The organism is Pseudogulbenkiania subflava DSM 22618, assembly GCF_900177275.1.
Taxonomy (GTDB): Bacteria; Pseudomonadota; Gammaproteobacteria; order Burkholderiales; family Chromobacteriaceae; genus Pseudogulbenkiania; species Pseudogulbenkiania subflava.
Map to the genome: position 1 here is coordinate 40383 of NZ_FXAG01000011.1, position 17936 is coordinate 58318.

At 64.9% G+C, this 17936-nt stretch carries 14 protein-coding genes; 2 read left to right on the plus strand and 12 right to left on the minus strand.

What is annotated here, in order from left to right; genetic code table 11:
• Nucleotides 1–16 precede the first annotated feature (16 nt).
• The 6 genes from B9N72_RS11295 to nirJ form a co-directional block, all read right to left on the minus strand.
• Nucleotides 17–3700: a nitrate reductase subunit alpha gene (locus B9N72_RS11295; RefSeq protein WP_085276502.1), complete on the minus strand. Its 3684-nt coding sequence runs from the start codon at nt 3698–3700 to the stop codon at nt 17–19.
• Between the two features lie 315 nt (nt 3701–4015).
• The gene (locus B9N72_RS11300) at nt 4016–5398 is read right to left on the minus strand and encodes a NarK family nitrate/nitrite MFS transporter (protein WP_085276503.1); all 1383 of its coding nucleotides are present in this window, start codon (nt 5396–5398) and stop codon (nt 4016–4018) included.
• Nucleotides 5399–5457: 59 nt separating this feature from the next.
• Entirely contained in the window at nt 5458–6714 is a 1257-nt protein-coding gene (locus tag B9N72_RS11305) for an MFS transporter (RefSeq protein ID WP_085276504.1), read from the minus strand.
• A gap of 275 nt (nt 6715–6989) precedes the next feature.
• Nucleotides 6990–7679 (minus strand): Crp/Fnr family transcriptional regulator, encoded by a 690-nt coding sequence (locus tag B9N72_RS11310; protein ID WP_085276505.1) that lies wholly within the window; start codon nt 7677–7679, stop codon nt 6990–6992.
• Between the two features lie 428 nt (nt 7680–8107).
• Nucleotides 8108–9649, minus strand: coding sequence for a nitrite reductase (locus B9N72_RS11315; RefSeq protein WP_085276506.1), 1542 nt, complete (start codon nt 9647–9649; stop codon nt 8108–8110).
• A complete protein-coding gene (gene nirJ / locus B9N72_RS11320; protein ID WP_085276507.1) occupies nt 9646–10851 on the minus strand; it encodes a heme d1 biosynthesis radical SAM protein NirJ in 1206 nt (401 codons plus the stop codon). Before nirJ ends, B9N72_RS11315 begins: the two co-directional genes overlap by 4 nt.
• A gap of 380 nt (nt 10852–11231) precedes the next feature.
• Here nirJ and B9N72_RS11325 point away from each other — a divergent pair, with 380 nt between their 5' ends.
• Nucleotides 11232–12104, plus strand: a complete 873-nt coding sequence (locus B9N72_RS11325; protein ID WP_085276508.1) for a DMT family transporter — start codon at nt 11232–11234, stop codon at nt 12102–12104.
• A 101-nt stretch (nt 12105–12205) separates the two neighbouring features.
• Here the strand turns inward: B9N72_RS11325 and B9N72_RS11330 are convergent, their stop codons facing one another.
• Nucleotides 12206–12829 (minus strand): glutathione S-transferase family protein, encoded by a 624-nt coding sequence (locus B9N72_RS11330; protein ID WP_085276509.1) that lies wholly within the window; start codon nt 12827–12829, stop codon nt 12206–12208.
• Nucleotides 12830–13043: 214 nt separating this feature from the next.
• Here B9N72_RS11330 and B9N72_RS11335 point away from each other — a divergent pair, with 214 nt between their 5' ends.
• On the plus strand, nt 13044–13775 hold the full coding sequence (locus B9N72_RS11335; RefSeq protein ID WP_085276510.1) for a transporter substrate-binding domain-containing protein: 732 nt from the start codon (nt 13044–13046) through the stop codon (nt 13773–13775).
• Nucleotides 13776–14068: 293 nt separating this feature from the next.
• On the opposite strand, the gene ahbB (B9N72_RS11340) is transcribed toward B9N72_RS11335, so the two are convergent.
• The 5 genes from ahbB (B9N72_RS11340) to B9N72_RS11360 are packed head-to-tail and all read right to left on the minus strand — an operon-like array spanning nt 14069 to nt 17928.
• Nucleotides 14069–15046, minus strand: a complete 978-nt coding sequence (gene ahbB, locus B9N72_RS11340) for a siroheme decarboxylase subunit beta (RefSeq protein WP_085276511.1) — start codon at nt 15044–15046, stop codon at nt 14069–14071.
• A complete protein-coding gene (gene ahbB / locus B9N72_RS11345; protein ID WP_085276512.1) occupies nt 15039–16073 on the minus strand; it encodes a siroheme decarboxylase subunit beta in 1035 nt (344 codons plus the stop codon). The genes ahbB (B9N72_RS11340) and ahbB (B9N72_RS11345) overlap by 8 nt, the downstream gene beginning before the upstream one ends.
• A gap of 3 nt (nt 16074–16076) precedes the next feature.
• Complete coding sequence (locus B9N72_RS11350; protein WP_327078292.1) at nt 16077–17312, minus strand: cytochrome D1 domain-containing protein; 1236 nt, start codon at nt 17310–17312, stop codon at nt 16077–16079.
• The gene (locus tag B9N72_RS11355; RefSeq protein ID WP_234985956.1) at nt 17285–17635 is read right to left on the minus strand and encodes a c-type cytochrome; all 351 of its coding nucleotides are present in this window, start codon (nt 17633–17635) and stop codon (nt 17285–17287) included. The genes B9N72_RS11350 and B9N72_RS11355 overlap by 28 nt, the downstream gene beginning before the upstream one ends.
• On the minus strand, nt 17617–17928 hold the full coding sequence (locus B9N72_RS11360; protein ID WP_085276513.1) for a c-type cytochrome: 312 nt from the start codon (nt 17926–17928) through the stop codon (nt 17617–17619). The genes B9N72_RS11355 and B9N72_RS11360 overlap by 19 nt, the downstream gene beginning before the upstream one ends.
• Nucleotides 17929–17936: the final 8 nt, after the last annotated feature.

The following is a 17936-nucleotide window of genomic DNA, read 5'->3' on the forward strand; positions in this document are numbered from 1 at the left end:
GCATGGGGCTTCCGCCCTACTCCGACGGCCGATCCATCCAGTCCACGTTCTTCATCTTGCGTACGATCACGAATTCATCGCGGTTGGAACCGACCGTGCCGTAGTAGTTGAAGCCGTAGGAGAGCTGGGCGTAACCACCGATCATGTGGGTCGGCTTGGTCACCGCACGCGTCACCGAGTTGTGGATACCGCCGCGCTTGCCGGAGGTTTCGGCACCCGGCACGTTCACGATCTTCTCCTGGGCGTGGTACATCAGGCTCATGCCGTTGGGCACGCGCTGCGATACCACGGCACGGGCGGTCAGGGTGCCGTTGACGTTGAACACCTCGATCCAGTCGTTATCGACGATGCCGGCTGCCTTGGCGTCGTCCTCGGAGATCCACACGTGCGGACCGCCACGCGACAAGGTCAACATGCGCAGGTTGTCGGAGTAGGTACTGTGGATGCCCCACTTCTGGTGCGGGGTGATCCAGTTCAGCACGATCTCCTTGTTGCCGTTCGGCTTGGCCCCGAGCATGGCGCCGGTGGTCTTCAGGTTGATGTGCGGGCGGTAGCTCGAGAAGCCTTCGCCGAAGGCACGCATCCACTGGTGATCCTGATAGAACTGCTGGCGACCGGTAATGGTTCTCCAGGGAATCAGCTCGTGCACGTTGGTGTAGCCGGCGTTGTAGCTGACCTCTTCGCTTTCCAGGCCGGACCAGGTCGGCGAGGAGATGATCTTGCGCGGCTGCGCCTGTACGTCGCGGAAGCGGATCTTGTCGTGCTCGCGCGGGATCGCCAGGTGGGTGTGGTCGCGACCAGTAATCTTGGACAGCGCTTCCCAGGCCTTGACCGCAACGTGGCCGTTGGTTTCCGGTGCCAGCGTCAGGATCATCTCGGCGGCGTCGATCGCGGTATCGAGCTTGGGCTGGCCCTTGGACACACCCTCCTCGGTAACGACGTGGTTCAGGTGACGCAGCTCTTCGATTTCGTGGCCAGTCTTCCAGCCGATGCCCTTGCCGCCGTTGCCGGCTTTTTCCAGCAAGGGGCCGATCGAGGTGAACTTCTTGTAGATGTCGCCGTAGTTGCGCTCGACCACGGTCATGGTCGGCATGGTCTTGCCCGGAATCGGCTCGCACTCGCCCTTCTTCCAGTCGCGCGGGTCGAACGGCTGGCCCAGTTCGCTCGGGGTGTCGTGCATCAGCGGGGTGAGCACCAGGTCCTTACGGGTGCCGAGGTAGTCGCCGGCCAGTTCCGAGAACTTCTTGGCGATGCCCTTGTAGATTTCCCAGTCGGACTTGCTCTGCCACAGCGGCTGCACGGCTTCGGACAGCGGGTGGATGAACGGGTGCATGTCGGACGTGTTGAGGTCGTCCTTCTCGTACCAGGTGGCGGTCGGCAGCACGATGTCGGCGTAGAGACAGGTGGTCGACATGCGGAAGTCCAGCACGACCAGCAGGTCGAGCTTGCCTTCGGCGGCCGGGCGCACCTTGACTTCCTTCGGCTTGATGCCAGTCTGCTCGTCGTCCATCAGCGCGTTCTGCGTGCCGAGCAGGTACTTCAGGAAGTACTCGTGGCCCTTGCCGGACGAACCCAGGATGTTGGAGCGCCACACGAACATGTTGCGCGGGAAGTTGGCCGGATTGTCCGGATCGTCGCAGGACATGTCGAGCTGGCCGTTGCGCAGGCTGTCGACAGCGTGCTGCACGGCGTCCTTGCCCAGCGATTCGGCTTCGGCGGTGACGTCGAGCGGGTTCTTGGCGAGCTGCGGTGCGGACGGCAGCCAGCCCAGGCGTTCGGCCTTGGCGTTGAAGTCGATCAGCGACATCTCGGCCATCTTGCCGTCGGCGGTCGGGGCCAGAATTTCGCTGGCGCCGAGTTTTTCGTGACGCCACTGGCTGGTATGGGCGTAGAAGAACGAGGTGCCGTTCATCTGGCGCGACGGGCGCACCCAGTCGCTGGCGAAGGCGAGCGGGGCCCAGCCGGTTTGCGGGCGCAGCTTTTCCTGGCCGACGTAGTGGCACCAGCCGCCACCGCTCTGGCCGACACAGCCGCACATCATCAGCATGTTGATGATGCCGCGGTAGGTCATGTCCATGTGGTACCAGTGGTTCAGCGCGGCACCGACGATGACCATGGACTTGCCCTGGGTCTTGTCGGCGTTCTCGGCGAACTCGCGCGCCACCTGGATCACCATTTCCGGCTTCACGCCGGTGTGCTTCTGCTGCCAGGCCGGGGTATACGGCACGTCGTCCATGTAGGAGGTGGCCACGTTGCCGCCGCCCAGGCCGCGATCGACGCCGTAGTGCGCCATCATCAGGTCGAATACGGTGGCGACCAGCGCCTCGCTGCCGTCGGCCAGCTGCACCTTCTTGGCCGGCACGTTGCGCATCAAGAGTTCGTCGTGCTCGGCGCCGAAGTACGGGAAGCCGACGCTGACCACTTCGTCGCGGTCGTCCAGCAGCGACAGGCGCTGCTTGATCTCACGGCCGGAGTGGCCGTCCTTCTCTTCCAGGCTCCACTTGCCGGACTCACCCCAGCGGAAGCCGATGGAACCGGTCGGGGCGACGATGTTGCCGGTGTTGTCGTCGTAAACCAGGGTCTTCCATTCCGGGTTGTTGTCTTCGCCCAGGTGGTCGACCAGGTTGGAGGCACGCAGGAAGTAGTCCGGCTCGTAACCTTTGGCGCCGTTCTTGAGCAGCACCAGCATCGGCATGTCGGTGTACTGGCGTACGTAGTCGTTGAAGTAGGCCGACTTGCCGGTCTTGTGGTACTCGTTGAGGATGACGTGACCCATGGCCATCGCCAGCGCGGCGTCGGTACCCTGCTTCGGTGCCAGCCAGATGTCGCCGAACTTGGCCATTTCGCCGAAGTCGGACGACACCGCCACGGTCTTGGTGCCCTTGTAGCGCACTTCGGTGTAGAAGTGGGCGTCCGGGGTACGCGTCATCGGGATGTTGGAACCCCATACCATCAGGTAGGTGGAGTTGTACCAGTCGGCCGATTCGGCGACGTCGGTCTGCTCGCCCCAGATCTGCGGGCTGGACGGCGGCAGATCGCAGTACCAGTCGTAGAACGACAGCGGCACGCCACCGATCAGGCTCAGGTAGCGGCTGCCGGAGGCGTAGCTGATCATCGACATGGCCGGAATCGGCGAGAAGCCTACCACGCGGTCCGGACCGTAGTTCTTCACGGTGAACGCGTTGGCGGCGGCGATGATCTCGTTGACTTCGTCCCAGTTGGAACGCACGAAGCCACCCAGGCCGCGCTTGGACTTGTATTCCTTGGCGGTTTCAGCGGTCTGGCTGATCTTTGCCCAGGCCTCGATCGGACCCAGGGTCTTGCGTGCCTCGCGCCACAGGCGCATCAGGCGGCCACGCACCATCGGGTACTTCACGCGCTGCGCGGAATAGACGTACCAGCTGTACGAGGCGCCGCGCGGACAGCCGCGCGGTTCGTGGTTGGGTAGATCCGGGCGGGTACGCGGATAGTCGGTCTGCTGGGTTTCCCAGGTGATCAGACCGTTCTTGACGTAGACCTTCCAGCTGCACGAGCCGGTACAGTTGACACCATGGGTGGAGCGGACGATCTTGTCGTGCTGCCAGCGCTGGCGATACGCGTCCTCCCACTTGCGATCCTCGTTCACGACGGCGCCGTGGCCGTCGGAGAAGGTGCTGCGGACCTTGCCGAGAAAATTCAGGCGGTCGAGAAAATGGCTCATCATGCCTCCAAACATTGGCCGCGCAAGAGAGGCGCGGCTGACCCGTTGTCACACTGCAAAGCTTAGGGAAACCCGGTCCAGCCCGACATTCGCCAAAGGTTGGCCGAAGCCTGCGCATTGGCACTACCCCCTCCCCCTGCCGCCCGGCCATCCCGGCTACTCCCAAAGAACTACCCTCCATTGCCCTCGGTACGACATCTCCATAAAAAAAATCCCCGCACAAGGCGGGGCAAAGAGTCGACATGAAGGGAAGCAGACGGGTGCCGTCGACGGCACCCCTGGCAACGAGGCCCAGGCCTCGTCAGTGTGCCGTTCTCAGCACGGCACTTCAGCGTTCTTGCGCGCGTAGTACCAGCCGTTGATCACCAGGCAGCTGAGGTAGAAGGCGATGAAGGCGTACAGCGCGGCCTCGACGCCACCGGTCAGCGCAATCGAGGTGCCGTAGCTCTTCGGAATGAAGAAGCCGCCGTAGGCGCCGACCGCACCGGAGAAGCCCAGAACCGCAGCAGCCTCCTTGGTGGCGTTGGCAACGGCCTGCTTCTGTGCCGCCTCGCTGCTGCCGGCCATGCGCTTGTGCAGGGTCAGGAAGATGGTCGGCACTTGCATGAAGGTCGAGCCGTTACCGATGCCGGTCAGCGCGAACAGGCACAGGAACATCGAGAAGAAGCCCTGGAAGCTGCCGCCCTGGCCGCCGTGCGGCAGGAAATGCAGCACGCCGAATACCGCAGCGATCATCAGCGCGAACACTGCCTGGGTCACCTTGGCGCCACCGATCTTGTCGGCCAGCCAGCCGCCCACCGGGCGGGCCAGAGCGCCGATCAACGGGCCGAGGAAGGCGTATTTGGTCGGGTCGATTTCCGGGAACTGACCTTTCACCAGCAGCGGGAAGCCAGCGGCAAAGCCGATGAAGGAGCCGAAGGTGCCGATGTAGAGCCAGCACATCAGCCAGTTGTGCTTGCGCTTGAAGATCACCGCCTGGTCGGCGAACGAGGCCTTGGCCGAAGCGATGTCGTTCATGCCGAACCACGCTGCCAGCGTCGACAGCACGATGAACGGCACCCAGATGAAGCCGGCGTTCTGCAACCACATCAGCTTGGTCTGGCTACCCTTGACCCAGGTCTGCGGCTCGCCGCCGAAGGCGCCGAACACGCCGGCGGTGATCACCAGCGGCACCACGAACTGCACCAGCGACACGCCGAGGTTGCCGAGGCCGGCGTTGAGGCCGAGCGCGGTACCCTTCTCCGCTTTCGGGAAGAAGAAGCTGATGTTGGCCATCGACGAGCTGAAGTTGCCGCCGCCGAAGCCGCACAGCAGGGCCAGGAAGGCCATGGTGCCGTAGCTGGTGGAGGTGTCCTGCACCGCGAAGCCGATGCCTACCGCCGGCAGCAGCAGCGTGGCAGTGGAAAATGCGGTCCACTTGCGGCCACCGAAGATCGGCACCATGAAGGAGTAGAAGATGCGCAGCGTGGCGCCGGACAGGGCCGGCAGCGCGGCGAGCCAGAACAGCTGGTTCTGGGTGTAGTTGAAGCCGATGTTCGGCATGTTCAACACCGCCACGCTCCATACCTGCCAGATCACGAAGGCCAGCGTCAGCGCCGGGATCGAAATCCACAGGTTGCGCCGGGCCACCGCCTTGCCCTCATCCTGCCAGAACGCCGAGTTTTCCGGCTCCCAGCGTGTCAGTACGTAAGACGTCATGGTAAGAGTCCTCCAGGGAGAGAGCTCCAGGGGGAGCCCTCCTTCATTAAAATTCGATATCAGGATTTGACGGTGGCCAGCTCGCCCGCTTCTTCGGCGCGACGGACTGCCTTGAACGACCAGTGCATCCAGATCAGGCTGACGCAGACGGTGCCGTAGAGCAGCATGAAGGAGCTGGAGCGCACGCCGGTCAGATCGACCAGGGCGCCGAACAGGATCGGCAGCAAAAAGCCGCCCAGGCCGCCCGCCAGGCCCACCACGCCGGACACCGCGCCGATGTTGTCGGGGAACTCTTCAGAGATGAACTTGAACACCGAGGCCTTGCCCACCGCCATGGCCACGCCGACCACGAACAGCAGTACGGTGAACAGCGTCGGGGTCAGGTGGAGATCGAACGACACCGGGCCCTTAATGGTGTTGATCACCATCTGGGTCGGCGGGTAGGACAGCAGGAAGAACACCACCCAGCACACCCACATCACGCCCCAGGTCACCTTGAACGGCCCCCACTTGTCGCTGAGCCAGCCGCCGAAGGCGCGCAGCACCCCGCCCGGCAGCGAGAAGCAGGCGGCCAGGAAGGCGGCGTGCTTCATGTCGAAGCCGTATTCGCCGACGTAGTAATGGATCATCCACAGCGCCAGGGCGACGTAGCCGCCGAACACCACCGAGTAGTACTGGCAGTAGCGCAGCACCGCCGGATTCTTCATCAGGGAGAGTTGCTGCTTGAGCGATACCTTGGACGACACCACGTGCTTGGGATCGTGATAGCTGAACAGCCAGAAGCTCAGTGCCACCGCCAGCATGATCACGGCGTACACCGTCGGGACCATCTTCCAGCCCCAGGCGGCGACGATCGACGGCGCCACCAGCTTGGTCAGGGCCGAACCGGCGTTACCGGCGCCGAACACGCCCATCGCCAGCCCCTGCTGGTCTTTCTTGAACCAGCGAGCCACGTAGGGTGTGCCGACCGAGAACGAACCACCGGCCAGGCCGACGAACAGGCCAATCACCAGGAACTGCCAGTACTGGGTGGCGAACTGCATGGCGTAGATCGGGATGATGGTGGCGATCATCAGCGAGAACAGCACGATGCGGCCGCCGAAACGGTCGGTCCAGATGCCCAGCGGCACGCGGATCAGCGAGCCGGTCAACACCGGTGTGGCGGCCAGGATGCCAAATTCGGTTTCATTCAGGCCGAGCTGCTGCTTGAGCGGTATCCCCAGTACCGCAAACATCATCCAAATCATGAAACAGACGGTGAACGACACCGTACTGGAAACGAGTACCGCGTATTGTTTGTAACTGTGCGACGCCATGGCTGGCCCCCTCGTTGTGAGCTGATTTCTCGCTATGAAAGGTACGCTTTGCGCCAGCGGATTCCCATTCACCTAACGTGGGCATACGCCGAGGGAAAAGAGCTAGCCGGGTATACCCTTAAGGCCGGCAGGGTCTAGTACTTTAGGAGGAGGCGCGAGCGGAAGACGGCGACGGCGAATCCGCGCCGGGCGGCGTGGGCACGGCCAGACCGGCGGCAAAACGCGGAGAGGGGGTGCCGGGCCGGCCTTCGGCCAACCCAGCAACAGGCGGAACGCTAGCCTGCCACGCTGCCGAAATCGGCCAGGCGGTTCATGTCGATCAACGTGATCTCGCGACCGTTGACCGCCACCAGGCCGGCGTCGGAGAGCTGGTGCAGCACACGCGAGAAGGTTTCCGGCGTCAGGTTGAGGCGCGAGGCGATCAGGTTCTTGTTCACCGGCAGCGTCACCACACGGTTGGGCTGACCAGGGTGATCCTCGCCCTGCAGCAGGTAGCCGATCACGCGCTGCAGCGCGTTTTCCACCGAGTAGCGCTCGACGTCGCGCACCAGTCCGTGCAGGCGCAGGCTGAGGCCGGCCAGCAGACGATGGGCGAAGGCGGCATCGCGGGCGATGGCGGCGAAGATCGAGCGCGCCTCCACCTGCAGCAGCAGGCCGTCCTCGAGAAACTGCGCCATCACCGGGCACGGCTTGCCGAGAAACATCACCGCCTCGGCGAAACTCTGCCCCGGATGGATGATCTCGATCACTTTCTCGGCGCCCTGCGCCGACGAGATCGACAGCTTGACCCGGCCGTAGACGACCAGGTACATGCCCTCGCACGGGTCACCCTTCTGGAAGATGATCTGGCCTTTCTGGCCGCGCACCTCGTGGGTGCACGGCACCAGCGCCGAGAGCTGGCTGTCCGACAACTCTTGAAACAGCGGCTGATGCCGCAAGAACGAACGGATATCGATCTGACTCATGGTCTGCTATTCCTGTGCGGGGTGGTGGTGTGGGAAGCGCAGGTAAAGCGCCAAGCAGCGCTCACCATACCGGCTCCGCCAGCACGGCACCATGAACCGGAAGTACACCCCGGATCATCCAAACGGCTTAGGAGGCCAAGAGCCGGGAAGCCGTTTGAAGACGCTTCGATAATGGCGGGGACAGGCGGACGAGCACACGCCCCTCCCCTCATGTCCAGAACCGCAGGGCGGGTGAAGCGCAGCGCAACCCATCAGCGATGGGGTGCGGCAGAAGCGCCACCACCCATCCTGCGCACTGCCTATATCCGAGCTTGCGAAAGAAATCGTTGCGAGCGGCCCCAGGCTGGTTCGAGAAGCACAGCCGTACAAAGGGTACGGCGAGCATCGCAGGGCCGGGGTGGGGGTGCGCAGCAGGTTTATTCGCAAGCTCAATGGCTGGTGCCCTCGGAGCGGGTCACCTTGTTGAACACGTTGTACTTGCCGATCGGCTTGGCCATCGGCAACGACTTCACCTCACGGAAGGTGGCGGCGTCGAGCACCAGCAGCTCGCCCGGGTTCTCCATCACGCTCACCAGCGCGTAACGGCCATCGCGGGTGAATTCGACGTGGGCGGTGGTTTTGCCCGGGCGCGGCGTCACGGTCTTCACCACGGCCAGGGTGCGTTTGTCGATGATCGCCAGCGTGTCCTTCTTCGGCCCCATCATGGCATCGACCCAGGCGTACGGAGTGTTTTCGTGACTGCGCAGGAAGAAGCCCGGCCCCAGCGTCGGGATGTCCTTGACGCGTTGCCAGCTGTCGAGATCGATCACCGTCACCCGGCCGCTGCTGAGATTGGGGGTGGCCATGTAGCGGTGGCCGCCCTCTTCGAAAGCGATGCCGGAACCCAGATGCGGCATGCCGTCGAGCGGCAGCTCGGCCACCTTGCGCCGGATGTCGAGGTTGATCACCTGCGCCCGGCCCTCGCGTGAGGCGCCGATGACGTGGCGGTAGGCCGGGTCGAAGAAGAAATCGTCCAGCACCAGGTCGAGCGGCGTCACGCGCGGATTGAGAAAGCCGTCGACGCTCAATGCCTCGCCCATCTTGTAATCGTGCACGTGGCCGGGGTAGACCCTGGCCGCCTTCGGGTCGTAGGAAATTTCCCACAGCTCCGGCACGTCCTTGAGCGCCACGATGAAGCTATGGCGCGGAGCGGCGTCGTACACCGCCGAGACGCGCGAGGTCTTGCCGGCGGCGTCGCGCACGGCGAGGGTCTTGACCGGTTTGAGACCGTTGGCGTCGAGCAACACCAGCGTTTCCGGCAGGGTATTGCCGGCCAGTACCCAGCGCCCGTCGCTGGACACCGCGACGTTGCGGGTATTGAGCCCGACGCGGATCTCGGCGACGTTCTGCAGGGTGTAGAGGTCGTACTGCGTCACCCAGCCGTCGCGGCTGGCGAAATAGACGAAGCGGCCGTCCGGCGAGAACTTGGGACCGCCGTGGAGTGCGAAACGACTCTGGAAGCGGGTGATCGGGCTGAGCGTGTCGCCATCCAGCACCGAGACGTGATGGTCGCCCGCTTCCACCACCACGAACAGGTTCTGCGGATCGGCCCGGTGCACCGGCTTGGCCGGCAGGCGTGCCGGATCGGCATAGACCACACGCGAGGCGGCCGTGTCGGCCTCGCTCCAGCGCGCCGGCTGCTCCGGCGCCGTCTTCAGATAACCGGCCAGCGCCTGGATGTCGACGTCGGCCAGGCGCTCGGCGAAGGCCGGCATCTGGGTGGCGCTGCGGCCGTGGCGGATGGTATCGAGAATCTCGGCCGGTTTGAGGCGCTCCAGGCTCTGCGGCAGCAGCGCCGGCGCCATGGCCCCCATGCGGTTGTCGCCATGGCAACTCTGGCAGTGCTGCTGGTAGAGCGTGGCGGGGTTGGCCGAAGCCGGCTGGAGCGAGCCCAGTGCCGCCAGCAGGGCCAGGGGAAGCAGCGCCTTCATGCCTGCACCTCCCGGCGGCGGCGCGGGTACGGCGTCAGCTCGGCCAGCGGATGCTCGCCCTCGGCCACGCCGATTTCGGCATCGGTCAGGTAGCAGGCCGGATCGGCTGCCCAGAAGTCGCCGGTCAGCTCCCAGGCGCGCACCCGGGTGTTGCCGTTGCAGATGGCCAGGTGCCGGCAGGCGCCACAGCGCCCGGTAACCGGGCGCGGACGCTGCTTGAGGCCGGCCATCAGCGGGTGCGTGGTATCTGGCCAGATCGCGGAGAACGGCCGCTCCTTGACGTTGCCCAATCCGATCTTCCACCACATGGTGTCGGGGTGGACGTTGCCGAGGTTGTCGATATTGGCCACGTTGACGCCGGAGGCGTTACCGCCCCACTGCTCCAGGCGCCGACGCAGGTCTTCGGCCAACGTGGGGTGATGGCGTCCGACCCACTGCAGCAGGTAGACGCCGTCGGCGTCGTTGTTGCCGGTGACGAAATCCTTGGGCCGGCCGGCCTGGATGTGCTGCCAGCAGCTCTCGATCAGCAGGTCCATGGCCCAGCGCGTGCGGGCATGGCGCGCGTCGTCGGCGCGGTGCTTGTTGCCGCGCCCGGCGTAGTTGAGGTGCGAGAAATAGAACTTGTCGATGCCCTCGTCGTCCACCAGCTGCAGCAGCGACGGCAGGTCGTGGGCGTTGTCCTCGGTCATGGTGTAGCGCACGCCCACCTTCATGCCGGCGTCGCGGCACAGCCTGAGCGCCGCGAGCGAACTATCGAAGGCGCCGTCAAGGCGGCGGAAGCGGTCGTGGGTGGTGCGCAGGCCGTCGAGGCTGATGCCGACATAGTCGAAGCCCACGGCGGCAATGCGTCCGACGTTACTCCGGTCGATCAGGGTGCCGTTGCTCGACAGCCCGACGTAGAAACCGAGCTGCTTGGCACGGCTGCCGATATCGTAGATATCCGGCCGCATCAGCGGCTCGCCACCGGAGAGGATCAGTACCGGCACCCCGAAGGCACGCAAATCCTCCATCACGGTGAACACCTCGGCGGTGGACAGCTCGCCCGGGAAGACGGTATCGGCCGACACCGAATAACAGTGCTTGCAAGTCAGGTTGCAGCGCCGGATCAGGTTCCAGATCACCACGGGTCCGGTGGACTGGCGCGGCGGCGCCAGCGGCGCGGGATGGGCGACGGACTGCAGGTAGGGGGTGAGGCGCAGCATCGGGGTGGCTCCGTCAATGACATTGGCGTCATTTCACGGCATCGCCCCTTATCCTGCATTGACCATGGTCAACCACCGGAGGCCGGGCCTTCCCCGCGCGCGGATGCTTGATACAGATCGTGCTCTTGTCATCCCCTCGGGGAAACTCGTCATGCCCGGAACGCACCGGCCGACTGCGCCACGCCGGCTCCACCGCGTCCTCTTCCCGTCAGCCGGATGGGCATGGAAGGCACCCCGCCCCCCCTCCCCGCCATCCAACCGTGGCGCAGGAAGGCAACGCCATGAAGCGGCAAACGACGCCAACGGCCGGCCAACCGATGGCGCATTCCCCGCCGGCGGCCTATCATCGCTACCCCATCACAGCCTGATCATCCTGACCGATGCGCTACCTGCTTGCCGTCACCCTGCTATGGGCCTTTTCATTCAGCCTGATCGGCCAATACCTGGCCGGACAGGTAGACAGCGACTTCGCCGTGCTGCTGCGCGTGCTGATCGCCGCCGCCGTGTTCATCCCCTTCACGCAATGGCGCGGCCTGCCCGGCCGGCTCGTCGGCGGTTTCTGGCTCGCCGGGGCGCTGCAGTTCGGCGTCACCTACCTGTGCCTGTACCGCAGCTTCAGCGTGCTGACCGTACCGGAAGTGTTGCTGTTCACCGTGCTGACGCCGATCTACGTCACCCTGCTGGACGACGCGCTGGCACGCCGCTTCAACCGCTGGGCGCTGCTGGCCGCCGTGGTCGCCGTGGGCGGCGGCGTCATCATCCGCTTCCAGCCGCTGGCGGGCGAGTACCTAGTCGGTTTCCTGCTGCTGCAGCTCGCCAACCTCACCTTTGCCGCCGGCCAGGTGCTGTGCCGCCGCCTGCTGCAACAGCACCCCGTACCGCAGCCGCTCTACCGCTACTTCGGCCACTTCTTCCTCGGCGCGCTGGCACTGGCACTGCCGTCCTTCCTGCTGTTCGGCGACGCCGGCCGCCTGCCCCATACGGCGCTGCAATGGGGTGTGCTGGCGTGGATGGGGCTGTTTGCCACCGCGCTCGGCATGTACTGGTGGGTGAAGGGCAGCGTCGAGGTCAGCGCCGGCACGCTGGCGATCCTGAACGAACTGCACGTCCCGGCCGGGCTGCTGGTCAACGTGCTGATCTGGAACCGCGACGCCGACCTGCCACGCCTGGCGTTGGGCGGCGGCGTGATCCTCGCCTCGCTGTGGCTCAACCGCCAGGGACGGCGGAGGATGGCGACGGCGGCGGCCGGCTGAACGAGCGATGACAGAATTGGGCGGTTTCCAAATGGAAATCAGCGCCGTTACCGGCCACCGCGTGTTGATGCCCACTCGATGAGGAGCTAGCCGCCATGCGGCTACGGTGTGCCGTTGCACCCATGCAGCCGGCAACCGGGCCGTTCGCTCAGGCGTTGGTAGTAGGCCTCTACCGCCGGCAACGCCGGGCGCGCCATCGGGGTCATGAACCAGCGGTGGGTGGACAAGCCGATGACGATGTCAGCGAGCGTGAACGACGCGCCGGCGATGTACGCCCCGGTGCGAGACAACTGCGCCTCGACCATGGCCATGTGACGGTTCCAGCCCGCTACGCCGGCCTTGAGCGCCTCGGGGTCCGCATGTGCAGGGCTGTGGCGAACCAGCGCCATGAAGGCGTAGCGCCACGAGTTGTTGAGTTCGGTAGCCTGCCAATCCATCCACTTCTCGACCAGCGCGCGCTCCCGCGGTGCGCTGGGCAGCAGATCGCCCCGCTGCTCCCGCCCCGCGAGGTAGCGGCAGATGGTATTCGACTCCCAGAGCACGAAGCCATCATCGATGAGCACGGGAACCATGGCGTTGGGGTTGAGCGCCTTGAATTCCGGGGTGTCGGTTGACTGGAATCCCGAACCGTACGGCTCCTGCTCGTAGGGAAGCCCAAGCTCCTCGCAGAGCCACAGCACCTTGCGCACATTGATAGAGGAAGACTTGCCGAGGATTTTCAGCATGGCTTTAGAGACCTTTCGACGACTCAAATAACGGATGGTACTTAACGCTTGGGCAGGCCGGGAGCCATCGCGGCGCCGCGCATTGCGCCATCGTTGCACCTGGAGGAGAGGTCAACCATTGCCATGCGGTTCCCCTAGGTTGACGGTGAAATGGTCACGCCTGCTTGACTATACTGCCTAGCGTAGCTCCCTTCCTCGCTCGTGAATAAAGCGTATGTGGCGTGTGCTCGTATTGTTGCTTGGGCTATTGATCTGCCCCCCTGCTTGGGCTGAAAAGATCATTGCAGCAGGCGACCCGTACCCTCCCTTCACAGACCCGGCTCAACCCAAGCAGGGCATCTCCATGCAAATGGTCCGGGCAGCGTACGCCAGCCAAGGCTACGAGGTCGAAATGCGCTTCATGCCCTGGGCACGAGCAATCGACGGGGTAAAAAACGGAACGTACGACATCCTTCCCGCGACCTGGTGGACACAAGAGCGGGCGGCGTTTCTGCTATACAGTGAGCCCTATATCAAGAGCGAGATCAAATTCATCAAGCGCAAGGGTGACCCATTTGAATACAAGGGATTGGGCAGTCTGACCGGAAAAACGGTGGGTATCGTCAGAGGTTATGGCTACGGCGACGATTTCCTGGAAGCCACCAACTTCAACCGGGCAGAGGTTGCCGAAGTCATACAAAACATCAAGAAGTTGGTACTCGGCCGGATTGACCTGACGCTAGAGGACGAGATCGTCGCCCGCTGGATAATCAAACACAATGCACCAGATCTGCTGCAACAGATCGACTTCACCACGAACAGCTTGTCCAGCAAGCAGTTGCTTGTGACCAGCGGTTTGAAGAATCCACGCCACAAAGCCCTCATCGAGGCGTTCAACAAGGGGCTGGCCGTCATCAAGGCGAATGGCACCTACGAGAAGATTCTCCGGGAGAACGGTCTGAAGTGACCCCGCTCGGCACCTGAACCTTGGCCCTTTTCCAGCATGACAAAACATAAAGCATCAAGGGTCGCTTGTACCAGGGCGTTATCTGTTAACAGGGTTGCGAATCCCGTTTCAGAGTGACGCGGCCGTTCAAACAGCGAGCATGCCGACGCGTTGACTTTCCACTTCTGGCCGGGAGTAGCTGCCGGTCACCAAATCTCATTGTCCGACCGAAAACCCCGGCACACGTATTCAATGCGCCTCACCGACAGAAATAGAACGCCCTGTGAGTCGCCCCAGCAGGATGACTCAGGCCCTCAGATCCGCAAGCCACTCTTCTTCAGTATCCGGCTGGAGAACAGGATATCGTGGCTGTGGCAGGCGGTGCCAAGTTGGCTGACCAGCCGCGCCACCTCGGCGCGGACCTGGTCGTGGCTGGCGCCGTGCACCATGGCGAAGAGGTTGTAGGGCCAGTGCGGCAGAGCGCGGGGGCGGCGGTAGCAGTGGGAGACGACGGGGTCGGCGCCAAGTTGTTCGCCGAGGCGGTCGATGGCGTCGTCCGCCACGTCGAATACCGCCATGCCGTTGGCGGTGTAGCCGATGGCGTAATGGTTGGGCACGGCGCCGATGCGGCGGATGACGCCGTTGTGCAGCATGGCCTCGAGTCGCGCCAGCACCTCGCCCTCGTCGCTGCCCAACCCCTCGGCGAGGGCATGATAGGGCCGGGGAAGGCGCGGCAGGCCGGCCTGGGTGGCGCGGATCAGGGCGCGGTCGAGGTCGTCGAGCGTCACCGGGGCGGCGTCCGCCAAGCGGGATGCGCCCTGCCCCACCGGCGCCGTGCCGCCCACGGCGAAACGCATGCCGACGAAGTATTCGCGCTCCTTGGGGAAGGCGTGCACGGTGAGACCGGTGGCGGCTTCGATGCGGGCGGTGGCGGCGGCGATACCCTGCGGCGTTTCGGTGGCGAGCACGAACCACATGTTGAGGCGGTGCTCGCGGCGGTAGTTGTGCGCCACTTCGGGCAAGGCGTTGACCTGTCCCGCCACCTCGTCGAAGCGGTCTTCCGGCACCGCCAGCGCGGCCAGCACGAAGGCGCCGCCGATGCGTTCGATCTGGAACAGCGGACCGAAACGGGTCAGGGTGTGGTGCTGCAACAGGCGGCTGAGACGGGCGATCAACTCGGTTTCGGTGATCCCGAGCGGTACGGCAGCCTCGGCAAACGGCCGCGGGCTGAGCGGAAAACCGCCCTGCAGCTGGTCGATGAGGCGCCGGTCGATCCCGTCCAGCTCAGTCATGGCGGTAGCCGTAGCGCGCACCACGCTGGGTATAGCGGCGGGTCGAGATCAGCACCGAATGCGGCAGGTGCATCACGTCGTGGCGGGCGCGCAGTTCGTCCACGGTCTGGCGCACGGTCAGGGCGTCCGGGGCGTGGATCATGCAGAACAGGTTGTACGGCCACAGCGGCGGGCGCGCCGGGCGGGCGTAGCACAACGTCACCGCCTGCTCGGCGGCGAGTTTGACGCCAAGGTCGTCGCGCTCTTCTTCATCCTCGACGCGCCACACGCACATGGCGTTGGCGTGGTAGCCCAGCTCACGGTGGCGCACCACCAGGCCGAAGCGGCGGATCACCCCGCTGTCGCACCAGTCGGTGAGGATGTGCAGTACCTCTTCGCGGCTCAGGCCGGCACGTTCCGCCAGCAGGCGGTAGGGTTCTGGTTCCAGCGCCAGGCCGTCTTCCAACGCGCCGACCAGGCGGCGTTCGGACTGGCTCAGGCTGAGCGAACCCATCCCCTGCAGGCATTCGCGCGGGCGCGGCTGGTCGCCGGGCAGGAAGGAGAAGCCCAGGTCGATATGGTATTCCTTGAGCAGCGGCAGGTTGAGCGGCTTGATGCCGGTGGCAAGGTAGATGCGCGCCAGCACTTCGGCGACACGACTGCGGTCGGACGCGGTAACCACGAACCACAGGTTGACATGATGCGCACGGGCGTAGTTGTGGTTCACCTCGGGCAGGCTGCTGACGTAGTGCGCCACAGCGTCCAGCCGCTCCGGCGGCACCGCCATCGCCGCCAGGGTGCTGGCGCCGACGGTATTGGGGGCGAAGATGGCGCCGACCCGACCCAGCACACCTTGCTGGTGCGCAGTGGCCAGGGCGTCGATGATGCCGTCCTCGCTCCAGCCGTCGCCGGCCTCTTCGGCCAACCTGGCGTAGGGGCGCAGGGCCAGTGGGAAGCGGTGCTGGAAACGGTTGAGCAGGGACAGCGTCGGGGCGCTGAGCAGTGGGGTGACCGCCGGAAATGCCGGCGAGCGAAGGATTCTTGTCATGACTCACATTCCGATGCGGCTGGCGCGCCAGCTGAAGAAGATGCCCGAAGGGCTGGCCGCAGGCAGTTCACGACGCACGGCGAGTGTGGCGGTGTCGACGATGACCAGCTTGTCGTCGTCGCGGCTCGACAGCCAGACTTCGTCGCCACGCGGCGTGAATTCCATATGCAGGATGCCACGGCCGGGTTTGAGCGTTTTGACCACGGTCAACGTCGGTACGTCGATCACCTGCACCGTGTCGTTGTGCGGGAAGGCAAAGTTGACCCAGACGCGGCGCCCGGACGGCTCGGCCATGACGAACACCGGCTGGCCGTGCACCGGGACCTTGGCGCGCAGCTGCCAGTCGCGGGTATCGGCCACCAGCACCTCGTTGTGGCCGATGGCGGGCAGGAAGGCCTGGCCGCCGGACAATGCCCAGCCACGCAGGTGCGGCATCTTGTAGACCGGCAATTTTTCCGTGCCGCGGCCGTAGCCGTCGAGCACGCGGCGCACCCCGGCTTCGGGGTGCCAGGTATCGAGCAGCGCCAAGCCGTCTTCGCCGAACAGCCCGGCCAGGTAGTAGCGGCCGTCCTGGCTGGCGAGCCCGTCGTAGGGCTGGCGGCCGACGTTAGGGTAACGCGTGGTGACCGGGTGGCGCGGGTCGGCGACGTCGATCACCCAGATCTCGCCGGCTTCGAACAGGGAAAAGGCGAAGCGCTGGCCGGGCAGATCGGCCAGACCGACCACCTTGGAGCTGTGCCCGCTCGTCGCATCGTGCGTGCTGACCTCGGCCAGCAGTTCCAGGGTGTCGGCGTCGAACAGCTTGACGCCGCCCGGTTCGTAGTTCTGCGCGGCGACGACGCGGCCGTCGCTGGAGATGGCGCCGCCAATGCTGTTGCCGGCCTGCATCACCCGCTTCACCAAGCGGCCGGCCAGGATATCGACCTTGGACAACCCTCCGTCGCGCCCGAACACGTAGGCGTAGCGCGCATCGCGTGAGAACACCACCGAGGCGTGCGACAGATCGCCCAACCCCTTGACCGTGGCGAGCCGTTCGCTGCGGGTGTTGTCGACCAGCTGCACGCTGCCGCTGGCGCGCTCGATGACGACGCCGAGGTCGCCCGTGCCGCGCAAGGACGGGGAGGCGCAGCCGGCCAGCAGCAGGCTGGCACCCAGCAGGAGAGCGCTGCCGGCAGCCCATCCCCGCAGGCACGACCGCCGGATGGAGTGGACTACTCGGGAGCGCCGTTTCTCAGCCATTGAATCACCCATTTGGCTTCTTCTTCCGTCAAAAACGGCCGCCATGGCGGCATCGCGGTACCGGGGCGACCGTTCAATATCGTGGCCAGCAGCGCCTCGTCCGAGCGGCTGGCCAGGGCCTCGGCGGTGAGCGGGCTGCCCAGCCCGCCCTTGAGCGTGAGGCCGTGGCAGGAGCCGCAATCCTGGCGCACCAGATGGCGGATCACCGCCGCGCGCTCCGGCGACGGCGACGGCGCCGAGACCGGCGCCGCCGCCATCGCCAGGTTGGCCGAAACCAGCAGCGCCAGCCCGGCCAGGACGTGTCTTACTGGCTGAGTACCCACTTCACCAGTACCTTCAGGTCAGCATCGGGCACGCTGGGGTTGGGCGACATCGGGATCGGTCCGAAACTGCCGGAGCCGCCCTTCTTCACCTTGTCCATCAGCTTGGCTTCGACGTTCTGCCCCTTGTACTTGGCGGAGACGTCCTTGAAGGCCGGACCGACCACTTTCTTGTCGACGCTATGGCAGGCCAGGCAGTTGTACTGCTTGGCCATGTCCTGCGGGGTGGCGGCCAACACGTTGGCCGAAGCCAGACCGGCCAGCACGGCGGCCATAATCCATTGATTGGTTTTCATGTTGTGAC